Origin of the sequence: Bradyrhizobium sp. Ash2021, assembly GCF_031202265.1 — a bacterium.
Lineage (GTDB): Bacteria > Pseudomonadota > Alphaproteobacteria > Rhizobiales > Xanthobacteraceae > Bradyrhizobium.
Window position 1 is genome coordinate 6,093,761 of the sequence record NZ_CP100604.1, and the last position, 18,638, is coordinate 6,112,398.

An 18,638-nucleotide genomic window follows, 5' to 3' on the forward strand; every position below is an offset into this window, starting at 1 on the left:
TTTCATCCAAAACTCGTCTATCTACCCGCCATGGAGGGAGCCGACACGCGGCGCCTCTAAAAATGATCTCTTGGAGAAAAAGACTGATGAAAACGTTTCTACTCGGTACTGTGGCCCTCGTCGCTCTCGGCGCGACCGTGCCAGCACTCGCAGCCGATCTTGACCCTCGCATCCACACCAAGGCTCCGGCTTATGCCGCGCCGATCTACAATTGGACCGGCTTCTACTTCGGCGGTCATATCGGCGGCGCGTTCAGCGGCAACAATGACTTCAACGGCCTTGTCTCCAGCGACAACAATAACGTCCAATTCCTCGGCGGTGTGCAGGTTGGCGCCGACTACCAGTTCGCTCCGAACTGGGTGTTCGGTATCGAAGGCCAGTACAGCTGGCTTGCCAGCAACAATAGCAGCGCGATATTCCCCGGCGGCTTCGCTTTCACAAACGACCAGCGCGCGATTGCCTCCGTAACGGGGCGCATCGGCTACACCTGGGGGCCGGCGCTGCTGTACGCCAAGGGAGGTTATGCCTACGCCGACAACCGCGAAACCCTGGCGTCCGCCGGCGTTCCGGTCGGCTTCGCGCTCGATCGCGACCATCGCAATGGCTTCACTGTCGGCGCTGGCTTGGAATACATGCTCGCCCAGAACTGGTCGGCCAAGGTCGAGTACCAGTTTTATGACTTCGACAGCAGCCGGTTCACCACCCCGGTCGCGCTTGTCCCGTTCGGCTCCTTCCGCAACGAGGAGCATACTGTGAAGGCCGGCCTGAACTATCGCTTCAACTGGGACGGCCCGCTGGTCGCGAAGTATTGATCCGCGCCTGATCGAAGACTCATCCGAAAAGCCGGCAAGCGGAATACCCGCTTGCCGGCTTTTTTGTTTCAACATTGAGGTTATCGGCGAGCGCCCGTTCAAAAAGGCCGCGTTAAAGACCAAGGTCGCTCAAACAGGGATAAATCCGCAGGGCGAGGCCTCGACCGGTCCACAGGAATTTGCGCTCGCCTTCACGGATCGACAGGCGGTTGATGGCGTGAGGGCGCGCTGCGTTTCGCGCACGATCCATCGGGAGGATCAAACGCGCGGCACGCGCCCTCAAACCAATATTCAGAAACGGTAGATCAGGGAGGACTGGATGCGCGTCTGGTTGCCTCCATCCGCTCCAATTGCTGCGACGATTGTGCGTTGGCCGTTCCGGCGATGAAGGCCGCAAGCGGAAGCTGAGAAGCAGCCAGCATTAGCCGGCGCGTGTGGATTTTGAAAACATCCCCCCCCCCCGAGAATTCGCTTGCCCTTGAGCATTTTGGCGGTGCAGCATCTCGGCTTCTGTATTCGCCCTTTGTGCCACGGACGGAGCTTCTCCGATTGAACCTTAGGATCGGGGAACTCGCCAGCGTGGGCCACCGTCGCGGTACTGAGAGCGGTGGCATTAGGCATTTTATTCCTCATAACGACGCCTCCCAAAGTGGGGGTCCTTGGATCGGACCCTTCCCGGCAAACGGCTCACGACGAGTCGAAAATCTCCGGGTCACTTTTTCGGGAGCTAAACAGTCGCTCGCTACCTTAAGCCAAACTGAAGGTCATACGGCTTTCTCTCTGACTCACTATAAAAGCGGCAGTATCCAAAATCGCATCAAGCGCACGCGCTCGCCGTGATATTTCGACGAACTGCGGGGCTCTCTAGACAATGTCGCGTATCGCCATTCCCGCCTCCATCCAAGCCACGCCCGCCGCTTCTCATGCGTTCCTCGAAGCGGTGAGCAAGCAGCTCGGAAGCGTTCCGAATCTTTTTCGCCTCGTCTCCAGCAGCCCGGCCTCGATCGAAGGCTTTCTCTGCCTCTTCGGAGGTTGGGGAAGGGCAGCCTGCCGGCACCGACTCGCGAGCGGATCGCTCTTGCCGTCGCCCAGATCAACGGGTGCGACTACTGCCTCTCGGCTCATACCTATCTGGGGAAGAACCTCGCGAAGCTCGATGACGCTGAGATCACGGCGAACCGGAACGGCGCCTCGAACGATCCTAAGGCTGACGCCGCCGTCAAGTTCGCGGCGGCCGTGACCCGCAAACGGGGGCACGTCAATGACGAAGCGCTGCAGAACGTCCGGGCAGCCGGCTACAGCGATGCAGAACTCGTCGAGATCGTGCTGCACGTCGCCCTGAACACGTTGACGAACTACGTCAACGAAGTCGCCAAGACGGATGTCGACTTCCCGGTGGTTCACGCTCGCCAGGCCGCCTGATCCGTACACCGATCCGTGAGCGGCACACGGTGTAACGAAAAGCTGCAATCAACCGAAGAATCGTCGTGCCGCCAAATCGGCGCGCAAAAACCAACATGGAGTATGCTTGATGTCCGCAAAGTCCGCTATCAGCTCACTGATCCTCGCCGGCGCTGTTTCCAGCGCACTCGCCACGATCGCCGTCGCCGCACCGCTGACCAAGGCCGAAGAGCAGGCTGCCCTCGCCGCCCACAAGGTGAAATGCTACGGCATCGCCCTGAAGGGTCAGAATGATTGTGCCGCCGGCCCCGGCACCACCTGCCAGGGCACCTCCACGGCGGATTTCCAGGGCAACGCCTGGAAGTTGGTCCAGGGCGGGACCTGCGAGTCGATCGTCCTCCCGAACGGCAAGCATGGCTCGCTGAACCCGATCTGATCCCCACACTGCTGCAACCGGAAGGCGGAGAGACGCCATGAAAACGAACACCCCCCCGATCGCCGTTTCCTCTGCGCACCCTCTCCGCTTTCCGGACCACCCCATCGCCGGCCAAGCGGGCACAAGCTTCAAGCACGAGCACCTTGCAGCGATCATGGCGGACGGCAAGCCGAAGGGCTTCTTCGAGGTCCACGCCGAAAACTATATGGGAGCCGGCGGCCCGCCGCACCGAGCGCTGGAAGCAATCCGCCAGGACAATCCCGTTTCGCTCCACGGCGTGTGCATGTCGATCGGCGGACCACAGCCGCTCGACCGAGACCACTTGGCTCGGTTCAAATCGCTCGTCGAGCGCTACGAGCCGGCACTTGTCTCTGAACATCTGGCTTGGTCCACGCACGAAACCACTTTCTTCAACGATCTCTTGCCGCTGCCCTACACGGAGGATGCCCTCGCGCGTGTCTGCGCACATATCAATGAAGTTCAGGAGGCGATCGGCCGGTCGATCCTTCTAGAGAACCCGTCGACCTACGTCACCTTCCGTGAATCAACGCTGAGCGAAACGGACTTTATCCGCTCGATTGCTCGACGGACCGGATGCGGGCTTCTTCTCGACGTCAACAACGTTTTCGTGTCGGCGACAAATCACGGCTATTCGGCGCTCGACTATCTGGCTGATTTTCCACTCGAGAAGGTGGGAGAGATCCATCTCGCGGGGCATGCGGAACAGACCGATGATGAGGGCGAGCTGCTGTTGATCGACAGCCACGATGGGCCGGTCGCGGATGCGGTCTGGAAACTGTTCGAAATTGTCATCCGCAAATGCGGTCCCGTCCCGACACTGATTGAGTGGGATAGCAACATCCCCGACTGGCCCGTCCTCAAGGCGGAATCAACCACCGCGCAGTCGATCCTGGACCGCTATGCGGGTACCTCCTCGCTGGATCAGAGCCATGCAGCTTAGCCGATTTCCTAACAAGCGAGTCCAGAAAGCGCCGACCTATGCGGCCGCCTTCTCGCCAGGGCTCATCAAGCCTGAACGTGCGACCCCAGCACTCGTCTCCGGCCCAAACGGGAAAGCGGCGGTGAAGCGGTACAACGTCTATCGCAACAACGTGACCGTCAGTCTGATCGACGCGCTGGCGGCGATTTATCCTGCCGTCCAGCGCATTACCGGAGTGGAGTTCTTTCGTGCCATGGCGCGGTTCCATGTTCGAGAGACTCCGCCGACCTCACCGCTCCTGTTCGAATATGGCCGTGATTTTCCGGCCTTCATCGAGACCTACGAATTTGCGCAGACCATGCCCTGGCTTGCCGACACTGCTCGCATCGAGAGAGCCTGGCTCGACGCGTATCACGCGGCTGACGCCACTTCACTGGCACCCGATCGACTCGCGTCTGTTCCGCCGGACCGCCTAGCCGACCTTACGTTCGTCCGTCATCCGGCGACACACATCGTCAGGTCCGAATACGCGGCACTCACGATCTTTTCGGCAAATCGCAGCGCGGACTCCGTCGGCCAAATCAATGCTGCCGAGCCAGAAGACGCCCTGATCACTCGAGCCGAGAACGAGGTCGAGGTTCGTCACCTTCCCGATGGGGGGGCGATATTCTTTACGGCGCTAATGGAGGGCAAGACGCTCGATCATGCAGCAAACGCTGCTTTGGAGGTCGTAGCCACTTTCGACCTCTGTGCCAGCATCTCAGGCATGTTGGCTGCCGGCGCTTTTGTCGCTGCCGAATTCGGAGACGAGCCATGACCGCTATAGATCAACCCTTGGCCAGCATTGACAGATTCCGCGGGATGGCCCTTTTGACCGACCGCGCCAGCCTGTTGGTCCGCACGATCGCACAACCGTCCTTGACCCAGCTGTTACTTCGCGTCGCGCTGGCTGTGCCGTTCTGGCGCTCGGGCATTCTCAAATGGGATGGCTTCTTGCAGTTGAGCGACACTGCGGTCACCCTGTTCACCGACGAATTCATGCTCCACCTTCCTGGAGGTCCCTACCCTTTTCCGGCCCCAACCGTGATGGCCTTTCTGTCGGGCTGCGGGGAGATCATCTTCCCGACCCTGCTTGTTCTCGGTTTCGTCACCCGGTTCGCTGCCTTGGGTTTGTTCTTCATGACGGTGATCGTCGAGCTTACCGTGCCGGACGGGTGGCCGGTCCACATCACCTGGGCTGCGATGGCCCTGGGGATCATGGCATGGGGACCAGGTCGCATATCAATCGACTACGTCATCCGCCGTTTGTTGGGCCTCCCGACGACGATTCGGTGATCCGTGGCAGCTTGATCGAACATCCTTGAGGAAGGGCGCCGAGCGCCGAAAAGCCTGACAGTCCACCAGCAGTCCCGTAACTGATCATTGACGAGAGCATCCTCGCCGAACGTGGCCATCAATCGCTCGACATCGAAGCGTTGGTTGCTTCAACGAAGGCAGCCAGCAGGGGCGGGAGGACGACCGGAGCGTTCGCCTGAAACCTCAAGGACCCGGCTGCACTTGGGGCGAGCTTTCGGGAAATTCACTTATCTCGAGCACTAAAACCTTATCCCCGTGCTGGTAACGGTAGAACCTAAATTCCTGTTCTTTAAGCGGGGAACGAAAGGTCACCGGTGTGTCGCAGCACCTCGCCGAGCGATGGCCGGCTGCCCTGCCGCTCCATATGGCGGCGGAATACTGCAGCCTGAGCGTCGACACCTTCAGGGAGGTGTGCCCGGTCAAGCCGATCGAGTTCACACAATCCACAAGGGGTAACCGGTACCTGCGGGCCAGCCTTGACTCCTGGCTTTCTTCTCTTGACCCGAACGCGCAAACTGCCCCGGTCGCCCGTCGGCGCATCGGGGAGAGAGTTGGTGGTTAGTGTGAAACTCGAAGGGCTGAAGATCGTCCGCGCCCGCGGCAAGTATTACGTCTATCGGCGCGCCACCGGCGAGAAGCTGGTCAATGGTTTCGCCGGCAACCGGGCCGATCTAGCTGTGGGCTTTCAGGAGGTTGTCCATCTGGTCCGAACCGAGGAAGCTGAGGTTGCGAAGCTTCAGTGTTCCACGGAGAGACCAGATGAACAGCCATAAGAATGCTCGCCTGACGCCGAAAGGTCGAGAGGCCATGGTGCGGAGTGTGGCAGCGGGACTGAGCAAAGCGGCCGCCGCGCGCCAGTTCAACACCACGCCAAAGACCGTCGCCAAATGGGTCGAACGGTTCCGCGCAGGCGGTGTCGATGGTTTGCGCGACCGCTCCTCCAGGCCTCTTTCATTGCCAAGCCAAACGGCGCCCGCCACATGCGCCGTGGTTGAGGCCTTGCGCCGCCAGCGCTACACCGGCAAGCAGATCGCGGTCGAGGTCGGCGTGTCTCCGGCGACCGTCAGCCGCATCCTGCAGCGGCTCGGCATCAACAAGCTCTCGGCACTGGAGCCGGCCGAACCGGTGCGCCGGTACGAGCGCGAACACCCCGGCGAGATCATCCACATCGATATCAAAAAGCTGGGCCGTTTCGAGCAAGTCGGCCACCGCATCACCGGCGATCGCCAAAGCAAGAGCCGCAGGGTCGGTTGGGAATATCTGCACCTGGCAATCGACGACCATTCCCGCGTCGCCTATTCGGAAATCTTGCCCGATGAAAAACGTCGATCCTGCCTGAGCTTTCTCTTTAACGCGTTGCGCTTCTTCAGGGCCCATGGCGTCAAAGTCTATCGTGTCATGACCGACAACGGCACTAGCTTCCGATCCCGTCGTTACCCTAAGGCATTGCGCCTGCTCAAAATCAAGCACCTGCGCACTAAGCCCTATACGCCGAAAACCAACGGCAAGGCCGAGCGCTTCGTCCAAACCTCGTTGCGCGAATGGGCCTATGCCCAAGCCTATCTCACATCCGATCATCGGGCTCAGCACCTGCCGATCTGGCTGCATCGATATAACTGGCATCGACCACACAGCAGTCTAAAGTCCAAACCACCCATCAGCCGCCTCGGCTTGACCGAGGACAACCTGTTGAGGCTCCACATCTAGAACGCGAAATGGCAGCGCCGGAGTTTTTAGGCGCCTATAATCGTCCGCGCAAGCGCGTGGCGCCCGCCAGCGAACTGCCCATCACCACGCTTGGCGGCTTGGTGCATTGGTTCACAAACGGCGACGTCGACTGCAAAGACGCCGCCAAAGCGGATGGCGCGGACGCCGGCGACGACAAGGCGGGCTACCCGAAATGGAAGAAGCTCGCGCGGGCGACGCGGGCGGACTATCTGGACGCATTCGAATACCTGCGGCCCGAGTTCGACATCGTGCTGACCGATATCACTCAATCCGACCTGTATGACCTTCGCGACACATGCGCCAACCAGAAGTGGCCGCGCTTCGCCGATCAGATGATATCGGCGCTGTCGTCAATGTTCAGCCAGGGCGTGAAGCGCGGCAACAGAACGGGCATGGTGCTCAATCCCTGCCGGGGTATGGACAAAGCGCACGACGCCAACCCGAACGCGAACCGCGAGTGGTTCGCCGAGGAATGGCCCGCGGCGTTCGATCCCGCCCCGATGGAAATCAAGATTGCGCTCATGCTTGGCCGGTTCGGCGGCCTCCGCGGTCAGAGCATCGTGGCTGTGGGTTGGAAACAATACCAGCCGCACAAGCTCACAGGTATGTGCTTCCGGCTGCCGACTTTGAAGAACAAGAAGAGCGTCACGAGCATCTTCCTGCCGGCGATGCAGGAGCTGCAGACCTTCCTGGCTGGTCTTAACCGATCGTCGACTCTGATTGCAGTTCGCGACGATGGTAACGCCTTGGCCCAGCGAGAAGGAGATGCAGACCCGCGTTAGCCACTACCTGCGCGATTTGGAGCGAGACGGGCTGATCGGCGCGGGTACCACCCTGCACGGCCTGCGCGTCTCCTATGCCGCCTGGTGGAAGCGGACCGGTGGCGCTAACAATTCGGAGATCGCGGACCTGCTCGGCGACAAGTCAGAACGCATGGGCGCGCACTACACCCGGCACGTCGACGCCGAGAACAACGTCATCCGCGCCTTCACACGGATAAAGGACAAGGCGTGAACCTGTTTTGCACGATTTTGGAAAACCGGTTCCGACTCTTGGAAAACATCGGTTGCCTGAGGGCGAAAAACCGTTATGAAACAACGGCGCGGACGTGGCGGAACTGGTAGACGCAAGGGACTTAAAATCCCTCGATGGCAACGTCGTGTGGGTTCGAGTCCCACCGCCCGCACCAGCCTTCGCTCGCGTGCGAGCAAGGCTGCCGCGCCGGAGCCTGTTGGCGGAGGCGGGCTTGTGTCTGCGAGCTACGGCTGGCAAGCCACATCGCCCTCACAGGCCACGCGTGGCGCAGCCACACCAGACCGAGGCGCTTCCGACGCAGCTTGGGCGCAGCGAAGACGGATGGTGCGAAGCGAAGGAGCGAGCTTGCAGCAGATCGGTCTTTTTGAAATGCGCCGGCTGGAGGCGTTGAGCAACACCATCTTCGGCGTTGCGATGACGCTGCTGGCCTATGATTTGCCGAAGGCGAGCGTTTTCAAGAACGCGCCCGCCTGGATCGACCTGGTCCGCGCCTATGCGCAACCTCTCATCGCGCTGATGATCAGCTTCATCGTCGCGGGCCTGTTCTGGTTCAGCCATCACCGGCGGCTCGCGGTGGCGCCGGAAGGCAGCCGCGGCGAAGTCTTCCTCAACCTGATCTTTCTGGTGTCGATCATCATCCTTCCCGTCACGAATGGCCTTTACGGAGCCTATCGGCTCGACGGCGTCGTCGCCGTGATTTACGGCGGCCATCTGACGGTCATCGCTGTCCTGAACGCGCTGCTGTGGCTTCTCGCCCTCCGAGGCCGCGGCCATCCCGAATTGCTGGCAACCGCGATCTTTCCCGTGTTCGTATTCGTGCTGGGTACCGTTGTCGCCACCATCGCTCCACCCGTTGCGCAATTCATATGGTGCCTGGCATTTGGCGCGCCCTTGGCGGGCTGGCTGGCGGCGCGCCGTTAGCGGCTCCCGCAGGTAACAACCTCCGCCGGTCGACGCCGCGGCGCGCAGCGAAGCGCGGTGTAACGACGCCGGCGCCGATCGTTGCTGCCGGCTTGCGGGGTTACCTCACATTTTCGCGAATGTAGCCGAGTTCACAATCTGCGAAGGTGCCGAGACATAATCTCGCGCCTGCCTGAAACCACGACCGCGTTTTTGCGGCCGTCAAATCCCAAGACCCGGCTGTTGGAGATGAGACGATGGCAATTGCAGAGCACAATCATTTTGCAACCGAAAAAGTCCGGAATCGTGATGCATCGATCGTTCTGGGCTACCTGATCTTGTCGATCATTTTCATGGTCGCGCTGTATTCAGCATCGATGTCGCCCGGAACAGCTTCCGGCGATTTCGCCTCGATGGTCGCCTTTCCGTAGCACAGTTGCCGGCCGCCCACGCGGCCGAGCTCGATTTTACTTCCGATCGGGTACTGGCCCGGCCAGGCGCGGCGCTCTAACCTTTGACAAACACCGCGGCCCCGTTCGCCGGTATCACGATCGGCGCCGACGTCGCAAAGCCGTGCAGCGCCCTGCCCTCCGCAACAACGCCGCCGCCATTACCGGCGACCTGCGGATTGGGCCAGTGGTCAAAGACATCGCTGTTGAAGCGCTCTTTCCAGAAGCCGTGAGCCGAAACTCCCGAGCCGGCAGCCCCTGGAGAAACTGATCGGCCTCATGAATGATCTTCACAGTCACGGCATTGCCATCGGTAGCCGAGACCCACGGAAGCCAGAGCCCGAATGTAACGGTGCCGTTCGTCTCGACGGCGCCCAGCAATCCGAGCGGCATCAGGTTCATGAGGTCACGATGCCTTTCCATTGAATGTTGCGGAAGAGAACACGGCCGGTATGCGTCTGTAGTCCGATGAATCGAGGGTCCTGGGGACTTGACGGAAGTCCGCGACGCGGAGACTGCGGATCGCCCGTGAAATGGAAAAGATTTACCGTCTGTCCGTTCAGAGCAACCCTGACGTCAGCGCCATCGACGGTGATCTCATAGTCATTCCATTCTCCTACCGGATACACGATCAGCGGACCGTCAGTCGGGCCCTTGAAGGAGTAGATGGCACCGGTTCTGTGGATCGGCGCATTGTCTGGACGGGCCAACTGGTCGATCTGTATCTCGAAGCCGAAGTTGACGCCGACGTAGGCGGTGTTGTCGTAGCCTTCGTGCCTCGGGTCCGGGAAGGCGATAAATACTCCCGAATTGTCGTCGGGTGCCGTCATCATCCACTGCAGCCGCAATACATAGCTGGCGGGCGTCGGTCGCGTAAGCCAGAGAAGGCCGAGATCCGTCCCGACCCGTCCCTCCAACACACCCCGTCGAACCCAAAAGGAGCCGGGGTCGTCTCGCCCAGGTTGGTTGCTGATCGTCGACATAGTCCAGTCGCCGAGCGAGATGCCGTCGAACAAGCTTTCGAAACCCGCGTCTGCCGTGAAGGCCGGCGGGGCCATGATAAAGTCACCGGTGCGCCGCGACAGCGCGATGCCGGTGAGCATCGGGTTGGGTGAGCCGGTGCTCGGGAAAAGCGCGGGCCCGGCCGCGTACAGATTATCGGTATGATGGAAACGACCCTGATGATCCGTAACGCTTCGCGTCGGATCAGTTCCCATCCAGAGCGTTCCGGCTTCATGATGCGTGGTTCCCAATCCGTCGCGATTGGTTTGGATGACCTGCATGGGCTGCCCGTTGGCGAATATTGCCGCCACCTTCTGCATGGCCGCATCCATGGCGTTCCAGAGTTCCTGATCGCGTGGGGTCTGTGTGAGCAAGACGGATGCGCGACGGACTCCGTATTCGTCCGTTCGGGTACTCAACTCGACACGACTTGGATGCGCGCCGGCGTTCGCGGGATCGGCGGGCTCCATTTCCCCAAGGCCGCGGATCGCGATCGCCACGTGAGTATCCGTCGAGGTGCGCAGTTGGTCGTAGAAGTCGACATCGGGAACTTTGCGGTAGAGTTCGTCCTCGGCACCGACGGTGTTACCGCCTCCGCTCGCCGATATCTGAAGGTGGAATCGGCCGAGCAAATCACCGTTTTGCCGCGTAGCGCGCCCCTTTACGAACAGCGCCGCCGTTTGTAGTTCGTTCGCCGCGGCCGAGAGGCCGGATATCGCCGCCCGGGGCACGCGGATGACGAGGTTCGAGCGAAGATGCGCTATCAAGTTCTTGCCGATGAGCGGCAAGGTGGGAAGACCGGTCCCTTCAAACGAGGCCAAAGCCAGTCTCGCGTTTTCGATGGTACCGAGAGCGATGACGACGGTGCCGCCGGGTGCAAGGTCGATAGGCCCCTGGCTTGTATCGATGCCCGTGACCCGCCACGTGCCGGCGGCAGTCGGAACGGTCCGCAGCGACAGCACATGAGCGTCCGGCAGAATCATGAATTCCTTGGCGGTATCGTTGCCGTTCGAATCGCTTGCAGCGGTTCGGGCGGCCTTCGTCAAAAGCGGCACCACGCTGAATTTGTTCAGCGGGAAAAAACCCGCGTGAGGAGGCCGCGCCTGGACCGCGAGTGGTGCCTCGAGCTTCAGAAGATTCAACAGGTCGGCTTGAGAAAGGCCACCGGTCGAGGTTAGACCGAGCAATTGCGCCGGATCGGAGCCCGGCTTGAGAAGTGGGGACGGCGGGAGGGCATTCAGGGAAAACACATTTGGGACGCTGGCAAGATTGTCGAAGAGCTGGCGTCGCAAGCCGTTCTGTAGCTCACCTGAAATGAAATCGTTCGCCTCATCGACACCGATCTGCCTTGAGCTTTCGTCGAAATATCTCCCGTTCAAATCGGCGACCGTGGTCGCGGGCCAGGTCGCCATCTCCTCGTTCAACAGTTGAGGGGACCACCCTCCCCAAAAAAGAGATCTACCCCCGAGCGTGTAGGCGAGCCCCTTGAACGGGATAGCCGACTTCCAGGGAATGCCCCAGACTTCGTTCTGCGGCTTCTCCGGTTGCGGCGCGTTTTCATTGAGAAAAAATGGGTTTTGCGGATCGGTAAAACCCTGGATCCCGGTGTTTTGTACGTGCTCCGGGACCGTGAACAGGCCAGCTTCGACGACCAGCGTGCGCAATCCACCACCCGCTTGTTTCTGACGGAACCAAAGGTGTTCCGCGATCGCGGAGCCGAAGGTTCCCCCGCCCACGATGATGAAGTCGAACGGACGCCCGCCTGCGGACTTCCACGCATCGACCTCCGTGAGGTTGTTGCACAGATAGCGGCCTTGGACGTCTTTGGTGAACGAGGTCCTCTCCGTAGTGGTAGGCATGGTCCGTCCTCCTGATACAATTCTCTAGCCAGCGTTCGGCCAAGAACAAGAATTCAGGTCCGGGACCGTGATCCAAAAATTTCAACCCATCTTTCAAAGGGCTTGGATCAGACCCGATTAGCAACGGCGATGCAGAGAGACGCTTCTTCCCAGAGAAACCAATTCTAGGTAGCTATCCGTGTGCCTTGCGGAATGACATCACGATCTTCCTCAACCTAAAATGATCTAGTTCACAGAATGCTCTTACTTTGGGGGTGACGCAATGGCGTACACGGGGTCCCAAATGAATATTGATAGGAGACGGATACGTCCGCGGCGGCTGGCCTGCTCCGCGAACGTCGGTTGGCCTATTTTGGGACTGCGAGCCTACCTATTGGCTGACATCCCGCCCGGAATCGACGATTTTACGTCGCACGCGACGCCTTCGTGCAACGGATCGAGGATGCAGCTCTAGCTAACTTACTTTCACCGTGGCGGCGAGCGTTGGCGACTAGGTAATCAGCACGTGACAGGGCCGCCTCGCAAACGGCGGAACCGTTGTCTCGAAGGGCAGTTGGTGCCGGAGCGTGATGTCGCAGTTCGCTTAACCAGGAGGACGGATCATGTCGACGCGAACAATCTTTCAAATGGTCCTTTGGTGTCTGATGATATTTGGCATCTTCTCGCCTGCCCATGCCCTGACCCAGGATGAGCTTGTAGCCAAACTTGAAGCCGCGGGCTATTCGCAAGTCCGGGACATCAAATCCACGGCCGAAGGTATCTCCGTCAAGGCGACGAAAGACGGTAAGGACATTTCTCTCGTCGTCGACAGCAGCGGCCAAGTCAAGGAACGGAAGTAGACCATGCGTGAGTTCATCAGCTTGCGCATGGTCGTGGATCGAAGTCCCCGGCGTTCTGGGCGTAGATCTTTTGCGGTGCTCTCGTTCGAGTATCTCGCTGCAACAGGTAGCGACCTCATTTCTGCGATGGACCAGCCGGGTGAGCCTATCTAAGATGTATCGATGCCGTCGCTCGAACAGATCACGATCGCTCCCGGCCTGACCTTCGACGCCCTCACCGCCGGCGAGCCTGGCGCACCGCTGGTGTTGCTGCTGCACGGCTTTGCAGAATCGATGCATTGCTGGCGCGCGCAGCTCGGCGCCCTCGGTGATATGGGCTATCGCGCGATCGCGCCGAGCCAACGCGGCTATTCGCCGGACGCGCGGCCGGATCCGAACGACACTGCCAACTATCATATCGACCGCTTGATGGACGACGCGATGGCGATCGCGGCAGCCGCCGGCTACGGCGATGCGCGCTTTCATCTCGTCGGCCACGACTGGGGCGGCAGCATCGCGTGGGCGCTGGCCGATCGCCATCACGGGCGCGTGGCGTCGCTCACCATTCTCTCGCGGCCGCACCCGAACGCATTCAACCGCGCGCTGCTCATGATCGACGGCGATCAGGCACAGCGCTCGCGACACCACAAGGCGTTTCTCGAACCGGATGCCGCCGATATCGTGCTTGCCGACGATGCCAAATGGCTGCGCGAGCGCCTGGCGGCCAATGGCGTTCCCGCTGCCGCGATCGAGGCGCATCTCGCCGTGCTCGGCAACAAGGACGCGATGGAAGCCGCACTGGCCTGGTATCGCGCGCGCGGCGCGATCCGCGGTCCCCTCGGGCCGATCCGCGTGCCCACGCTCTTCATCTGGGGCGATGCCGACGATACCGTCGGGCGTGTCGCCGCCGAAGGCACGGTGGATTTCATCGCGGCGCCCTATCGCTTCGAGGTTCTGCCCGGTGTCGGGCATTTTGCGGCGGATCAGGCGCCCGATCGGGTCTGCGAATTATTGCTGGAGCATGTGGCGGAACATCCGGCCTGACGATCGATCCAAAGCTGAGCAGCCCACGACGATCCCCGCCTGCTTTGTCAGGCCGCCCGGGCCATCCCGGCCACGCGCTCCCAGGTGGTTGCCTTCATGCTTGGCCGAGCCGCCATCCGCGCCAGCCAGGCGACGAGATTGGCATGCGGTGCGCCGAGGTCAGACCATTCCGGCGTGCCCGTGAAAAACTCCACCGCCGGAGCGAGCATGAGGTCCGCCAGCGATATGCTATCGCCCGCAAAGTAGTCTTGCCCGGCGAGAAGCCGCGCCAGCTCATCAAACACCGCGTGCGCCTTCGGCATCGCGGCTTCGATTGCCGCTTCGTCCGGTGTCAATCCCATCACCCGCGGGCCTACCACTCGATGAAAAATGATGACATTGCCGACACCGTGAAACAGATACCAGTCGTTGACATTCATCGCCTGGTCCATCCGCGCGGCGCGCCTGGGATCGGCGGGCGTAAGCAAGGGCGTCGGCAGTACGCGGTCGAGATAACGCAGGATGGCCTGGGTCTCGTACAGGAGAAAGCCGTCATGCTCCAGCACCGGCACCCGGCCGAACGGATGCCGCGCCAGATGTTCGGGCGAACGGAGCGTGCCCGGCGCCACCGGCGCGAAGCGATACGACACGCCTTTCTCCTCCAGCGTCATCAACACCGCCCGTCCGAATGGGCTGCCCGGTATCGAATGGACTGTAAATTCCGACATGACTGTCTCCTCTTCTGGACTGCTGACTTTCAAGCCTCGGTTTTGCCGAGTTCGGCCTGCTGCGCGAAGCGCTGCATCAGGCCAGGCCAGCCGCCGTCGACGTCCCTGCGCATCGAAGCCCCGGCGTCCGCACCCATCGTCTCGAACTTGTGGTGAAGCAGCTCGACATGGGTCGCGTCCGGCCCGTCGGCGGCAAAGCGAACGTCGACCTCCGATTTCATCGCGGCGTCAGGCTTCCACTGGGCGTTGACCTGCCACAGCATCACTAGCCGATGCGGCGGCTCCCACAGCGTGATCGTGGCGACGCTGGTCTCGGTGCCGTCCTCGGCTATTTCCAGCCAGCGGCCGCCGAGCTGCGGCTCCATCAACACCTTCTGAATCGGCTTCTTGCCGACGCCGTGATCGTACGGCCACCAGCGCGTCAGGCCGCTGGTGAAGACCTCGAACGCATGCTCGATCGGCGCCTTGACGCGAATGGTTTTGCGGACGGGCGCGATGATGGTCACCTCAGTCATTTCTTCCTCTTGGCGTCGATGTGGGACTTTTCCACTTCCGCCTTGAATGCGTCGAGTGCATTGCTCCAGAAACTGTCCAGCCATTCGCGCAATTCCACCAGGCCCTCGCGCCGAAGCGAGTAGATCCGGCGGACGCCCTCGCTGCGCTCGTCGACCAGGCCCGCACCCTTCAGGACCTTTAGATGTTGCGACACCGCCGGCCGCGACACCGGCAACCCGGCGGCAATCGCATTCACCGGACGCGGTCCGGCGCGGAGGCGCTCGAACACCTCCCGCCGCGTCGGGTCCGCCAATACCATGAGCGCGCTTCCGTAAGCCATGACTAACGGTAAGCTATGGCTTACGCAATGTCAAGCACGCGTTGATTTCGGTTCAGCAAACGAAAACGGCGCCGCTTGCAATGGCGGCGCCGTTCGAAATTCTTGCATAGAGGTGGGCTACGATCGCAGCTGATCAGGTGCAGGAGCGTTGTTGGTCCTCACCTCACTCCGACTTGTCGATGTTCCAGAAGATCGGCGTGGCCGGACCATCGAGCACGCCGGTCAGCGACTTCCGCCACACGCTCGGCGCCAGATATTGCCCGAGCGGGATGTAGATCACCTGCTCATAGGCTTCCTTCTGGATGTCGGCGGCGATCTTCTTCTGTTCGTCCGGCGAGGACGAGCGTGCAAAGGCGTCCTTCAGCGCTTCGATCTTGGCGTCTTCCGCCCAGCCGAACCAGCCGCCATTCTTGCCGCGGCCGCCGATCGAGAAGTTGGCGATCGGGTTCAACACGTCGGCAGCAACCCAATTGGTGAAGAACATGTTCCAGCCGCCTTCCTTCGGCGGCTTCTGGCTGGCGCGGCGGGTCACCACGGTCTGCCAGTCGGTGGCCTGCAGATCCACCTTGAAGCCGGCGTCACGCAGCTGCTGCGCCGCCACCACCGGCTGCGCTTTCAGCGTCACGACATCGCCGGGCGCCATGATGACGATCGGCGTGCCGTCATAGCCGGATTCGGCCAGCGCCTTTTTCGCTGCCGCCATGCCATTGCCCTTCACCAGCGTCTCCGAGCCTTCCTCGGTCGCCAGCGGCGTGCCGCAGACGAAGAACGCACCGCAGATCTTGTAATAGTCGGGATTGCCGACCAGCGCATCCAGCACATCCTTCTGATTGATCGCCAGGAGCGCAGCGCGGCGAACCTTGACGTTATCGAACGGCGGATAGAGGAAATTCATCCGGCCCAGCGTCTGAAAGCCGAACTTGTTCAGCGTTTCGATCTTCAAGTCCTTGCTGGCCGAGAGCACCGGTAGCAGATCGAAAGGGGGAGCCTCCATGAAGTCGATGTCGCCGGATTGCAGCGCGTTCACCGCGGTCTGCGCATCCGCCATCGTGATCCATTCGACACGGTCGACCTTCACCACCTTGCCGCCGGCGGTCCAGCTCGCCGGTTCCTTGCGCGGCACGTAGTCGGTGTTCTTTTCATAGACCGCCTTCACGCCCGGCTGGAATTCAGCCTGCACGAACTTGAAGGGACCGGATCCGATCTGCTCCTTGATCTGCTGGCCGGCAGGCGTCACCGCCAACCGCTTGGGCATCATGAACGGAACATAGGACGACGGCTTGCCGATGGAATCCAGCACCAGGCCGTAGGGCTCCTTCAGTTTCAGCGCGAAGCTCTTGGCGTCGATGGGCTCGATGCTGGCGGTGAAGTCCATCAGCTTCTGACCCATATTGTCGTTTTTGCCCCAGCGCTTCAGCGACGCCACGCAATCTTCCGCCGTCACCGGCGTGCCGTCATGCCACTTCAGGCCGTCGCGCAAAGTGAAAGTGTAGGTGAGCTTGTCATCGCTGATCTTCCAGTCCGCCATCTGCGGCTGGATCTTGAAGTTGGCGTCAGTGGCGAGCAGCGTGTCGTAGACCATGTAGCCGTGATCGCGCGTGATGTAGGCGGTGGTGAACAAGGGATCGATGACGCGCAGATCGGAATGCATCACGGCGGTGATGGTCTTGCCGGCGGCAAAGGCCTGCGACGTCAGCGCCGCCGAAAGCGCGGCAATGGATAACACCGACGCTAGCGCGGTACGTTTCCAACTAAAGGTTTGGAACATTCGTGTCTCTCCTGACGTGAAACTGGTCAAAGCCCGCTTACTGATTATGCATGAGGTTCGTTATTTAGGCGAACTAACATGCTGTAAGGCTTGCATACTCGAGACTTGCACCAAGCGTGTGGCGCGTCAATCCGGTTTTCGTCGAGATCAGACGTACACAAACGAATGGTGCGGGCTCGGCTATTTTGACTTTACAAATCCTCCACGGGCGACTTTCGTAACGCCGCGCAAAGCTGACGTCGCCTGCTGCAACGAAGAGAGATATTCATGAATCCTGCCAATCTTCCCTTTGATTCCGAGACCATGCTGCAGGGACTGCGCGGCTGGGTGGAATGTGAAAGCCCGACCTGGGATGCCGCCGCGGTCGAGCGCATGCTCGATCTTGCCGCGCGCGACATGGCGATCATGGGCGCGACCATCGAGCGCATCGCCGGACGGCAGGGCTTTGCCGGCTGCGTCCGCGCCCGCTTTCCGCATCCCAAACAAGGCGAGCCGGGAATCCTGATTGCCGGCCATCTCGATACCGTGCATCCCGTCGGCACCATCGAGAAGCTGAAATGGCGGCGCGAAGGCGGCAAATGCTTCGGCCCCGGCATCTTCGACATGAAGGGCGGCAACTACCTCACCCTGGAAGCGATCCGGCAATTGGCGCGTGCCGCCTTCACGACGCCGCTGCCGATCACCGTGCTGTTCACCCCCGACGAAGAAGTCGGCACGCCATCCACCCGCGACATCATCGAGGCGGAGGCGGCGCGCAACAAATATGTGCTGGTGCCCGAGCCGGGGCGGCCCAACAACGGCGTCGTCACCGGGCGTTACGCGATCGCGCGCTTTAATCTCGAAGCTGTCGGCAAGCCGAGCCATGCCGGCGCCACGCTTTCCTCGGGCCGCTCGGCGATCCGCGAAATGGCGCGGCAAATCATCGCCATCGACGGCATGACGACCGAGGACTGCACCTTCTCGGTCGGCATCGTGCATGGCGGCCAATGGGTCAATTGTGTCGCCACCACCTGCACCGGCGAAGCGCTCAGCATGGCCAAGCGGCAGGCCGATCTCGACCGCGGCGTCGAGCGCATGCTGGCGCTGTCCGGCAGCGCCAACGACGTGACGTTCAAGGTGACGCGCGGCGTCACCCGGCCGGTATGGGAGCCGGATGCCGGCACCCTGGCGCTGTATGAAAAGGCGCGCGGGCTGGCCACGGACATGGGCTTTGACCTTCCCCATGGCAGCGCCGGCGGCGGCTCCGACGGCAATTTCACCGGCGCGATGGGGATACCCACGCTCGACGGGCTCGGCGTCCGCGGGGCCGATGCGCATACGCTCAACGAGCATATCGAGGTCGATAGCCTGGCCGAGCGCGGCCGGCTGATGGCCGGGCTATTGGCGACGCTGGAGTGACAATGAAAACGTCATTCCGGGGCGATGCGAAGCATCGAACCCGGAATCTCGAGATTCCCCGGTGCGCAATTGCGCACCTGAGGTCTGGTGCTGGCGCACCATCCCGGAATGACCGAGGCCTAGTGTGCAATGGCACGAGATTTGCTGACC

Annotated in this window: 19 protein-coding genes, 1 tRNA gene and 1 pseudogene; 16 read left to right on the forward strand and 5 right to left on the reverse strand. The window is 61.2% G+C overall.

What is annotated here, in order from left to right; all coding sequences use genetic code 11:
* Positions 1-86: 86 nt before the first annotated feature.
* The 13 genes and pseudogenes from NL528_RS29480 (at position 87) to NL528_RS29540 (ending at position 9,039) form a co-directional block, all read left to right on the forward strand.
* Entirely contained in the window at positions 87-812 is a 726-nt protein-coding gene (locus NL528_RS29480; protein WP_309177889.1) for an outer membrane beta-barrel protein, read from the forward strand.
* Positions 813-1,683: 871 nt separating this feature from the next.
* Positions 1,684-2,234: pseudogene (locus NL528_RS29485) on the forward strand (carboxymuconolactone decarboxylase family protein).
* Between the two features lie 109 nt (positions 2,235-2,343).
* Positions 2,344-2,649 carry a DUF2282 domain-containing protein gene (locus tag NL528_RS29490; protein WP_074277541.1) on the forward strand — a complete coding sequence of 102 codons (306 nt, stop codon included), beginning with the start codon at positions 2,344-2,346 and terminating at the stop codon, positions 2,647-2,649.
* Between the two features lie 37 nt (positions 2,650-2,686).
* The gene (locus NL528_RS29495; protein WP_309177890.1) at positions 2,687-3,610 is read left to right on the forward strand and encodes a DUF692 domain-containing protein; all 924 of its coding nucleotides are present in this window, start codon (positions 2,687-2,689) and stop codon (positions 3,608-3,610) included.
* Entirely contained in the window at positions 3,600-4,406 is an 807-nt protein-coding gene (locus NL528_RS29500) for a DNA-binding domain-containing protein (protein ID WP_309177891.1), read from the forward strand. Before NL528_RS29495 ends, NL528_RS29500 begins: the two co-directional genes overlap by 11 nt.
* Positions 4,403-4,924, forward strand: a complete 522-nt coding sequence (locus tag NL528_RS29505) for a DoxX family protein (RefSeq protein WP_309177892.1) — start codon at positions 4,403-4,405, stop codon at positions 4,922-4,924. Before NL528_RS29500 ends, NL528_RS29505 begins: the two co-directional genes overlap by 4 nt.
* Positions 4,925-5,508: 584 nt before the next feature.
* Positions 5,509-5,718 (forward strand): hypothetical protein, encoded by a 210-nt coding sequence (locus NL528_RS29510; RefSeq protein ID WP_309177893.1) that lies wholly within the window; start codon positions 5,509-5,511, stop codon positions 5,716-5,718.
* Positions 5,705-6,652 carry an IS481 family transposase gene (locus tag NL528_RS29515; protein WP_309177894.1) on the forward strand — a complete coding sequence of 316 codons (948 nt, stop codon included), beginning with the start codon at positions 5,705-5,707 and terminating at the stop codon, positions 6,650-6,652. The genes NL528_RS29510 and NL528_RS29515 overlap by 14 nt, the downstream gene beginning before the upstream one ends.
* Before the next feature lie 8 nt (positions 6,653-6,660).
* Positions 6,661-7,455, forward strand: coding sequence for a hypothetical protein (locus NL528_RS29520; protein ID WP_309177895.1), 795 nt, complete (start codon positions 6,661-6,663; stop codon positions 7,453-7,455).
* The gene (locus NL528_RS29525; protein ID WP_309177896.1) at positions 7,439-7,687 is read left to right on the forward strand and encodes a hypothetical protein; all 249 of its coding nucleotides are present in this window, start codon (positions 7,439-7,441) and stop codon (positions 7,685-7,687) included. Before NL528_RS29520 ends, NL528_RS29525 begins: the two co-directional genes overlap by 17 nt.
* Before the next feature lie 88 nt (positions 7,688-7,775).
* Positions 7,776-7,862, forward strand: a tRNA-Leu gene (locus tag NL528_RS29530).
* A 191-nt stretch (positions 7,863-8,053) separates the two neighbouring features.
* The gene (locus tag NL528_RS29535) at positions 8,054-8,629 is read left to right on the forward strand and encodes a TMEM175 family protein (protein WP_309177897.1); all 576 of its coding nucleotides are present in this window, start codon (positions 8,054-8,056) and stop codon (positions 8,627-8,629) included.
* Between the two features lie 236 nt (positions 8,630-8,865).
* The gene (locus NL528_RS29540) at positions 8,866-9,039 is read left to right on the forward strand and encodes a hypothetical protein (protein ID WP_309177898.1); all 174 of its coding nucleotides are present in this window, start codon (positions 8,866-8,868) and stop codon (positions 9,037-9,039) included.
* A 416-nt stretch (positions 9,040-9,455) separates the two neighbouring features.
* On the opposite strand, the gene NL528_RS29545 is transcribed toward NL528_RS29540, so the two are convergent.
* Positions 9,456-11,918, reverse strand: coding sequence for a family 16 glycoside hydrolase (locus NL528_RS29545; RefSeq protein ID WP_309177899.1), 2,463 nt, complete (start codon positions 11,916-11,918; stop codon positions 9,456-9,458).
* 602 nt (positions 11,919-12,520) lie between these two features.
* On the opposite strand from NL528_RS29545, the gene NL528_RS29550 reads away from it, so the two are divergent.
* Both NL528_RS29550 and NL528_RS29555 read left to right on the forward strand, forming a co-directional pair.
* Positions 12,521-12,757, forward strand: a complete 237-nt coding sequence (locus tag NL528_RS29550; RefSeq protein WP_309177900.1) for a PepSY domain-containing protein — start codon at positions 12,521-12,523, stop codon at positions 12,755-12,757.
* Between the two features lie 162 nt (positions 12,758-12,919).
* Positions 12,920-13,780: an alpha/beta hydrolase gene (locus NL528_RS29555; protein ID WP_309177901.1), complete on the forward strand. Its 861-nt coding sequence runs from the start codon at positions 12,920-12,922 to the stop codon at positions 13,778-13,780.
* 47 nt (positions 13,781-13,827) lie between these two features.
* Here NL528_RS29555 and NL528_RS29560 read toward each other — a convergent pair whose 3' ends face one another.
* The 4 genes from NL528_RS29560 to NL528_RS29575 form a co-directional block, all read right to left on the reverse strand.
* Positions 13,828-14,487: a glutathione S-transferase family protein gene (locus tag NL528_RS29560; protein ID WP_309177902.1), complete on the reverse strand. Its 660-nt coding sequence runs from the start codon at positions 14,485-14,487 to the stop codon at positions 13,828-13,830.
* A 29-nt stretch (positions 14,488-14,516) separates the two neighbouring features.
* Entirely contained in the window at positions 14,517-15,002 is a 486-nt protein-coding gene (locus NL528_RS29565; RefSeq protein ID WP_309177903.1) for an SRPBCC family protein, read from the reverse strand.
* Positions 14,999-15,322, reverse strand: a complete 324-nt coding sequence (locus tag NL528_RS29570) for a metalloregulator ArsR/SmtB family transcription factor (protein ID WP_309177904.1) — start codon at positions 15,320-15,322, stop codon at positions 14,999-15,001. Before NL528_RS29570 ends, NL528_RS29565 begins: the two co-directional genes overlap by 4 nt.
* 163 nt (positions 15,323-15,485) lie before the next feature.
* Positions 15,486-17,090, reverse strand: coding sequence for an ABC transporter substrate-binding protein (locus tag NL528_RS29575; RefSeq protein ID WP_309177905.1), 1,605 nt, complete (start codon positions 17,088-17,090; stop codon positions 15,486-15,488).
* Between the two features lie 267 nt (positions 17,091-17,357).
* Between NL528_RS29575 and NL528_RS29580 the strand changes: the two genes are divergently transcribed.
* Positions 17,358-18,488 carry a M20/M25/M40 family metallo-hydrolase gene (locus NL528_RS29580; RefSeq protein ID WP_309177906.1) on the forward strand — a complete coding sequence of 377 codons (1,131 nt, stop codon included), beginning with the start codon at positions 17,358-17,360 and terminating at the stop codon, positions 18,486-18,488.
* Positions 18,489-18,638: the final 150 nt, after the last annotated feature.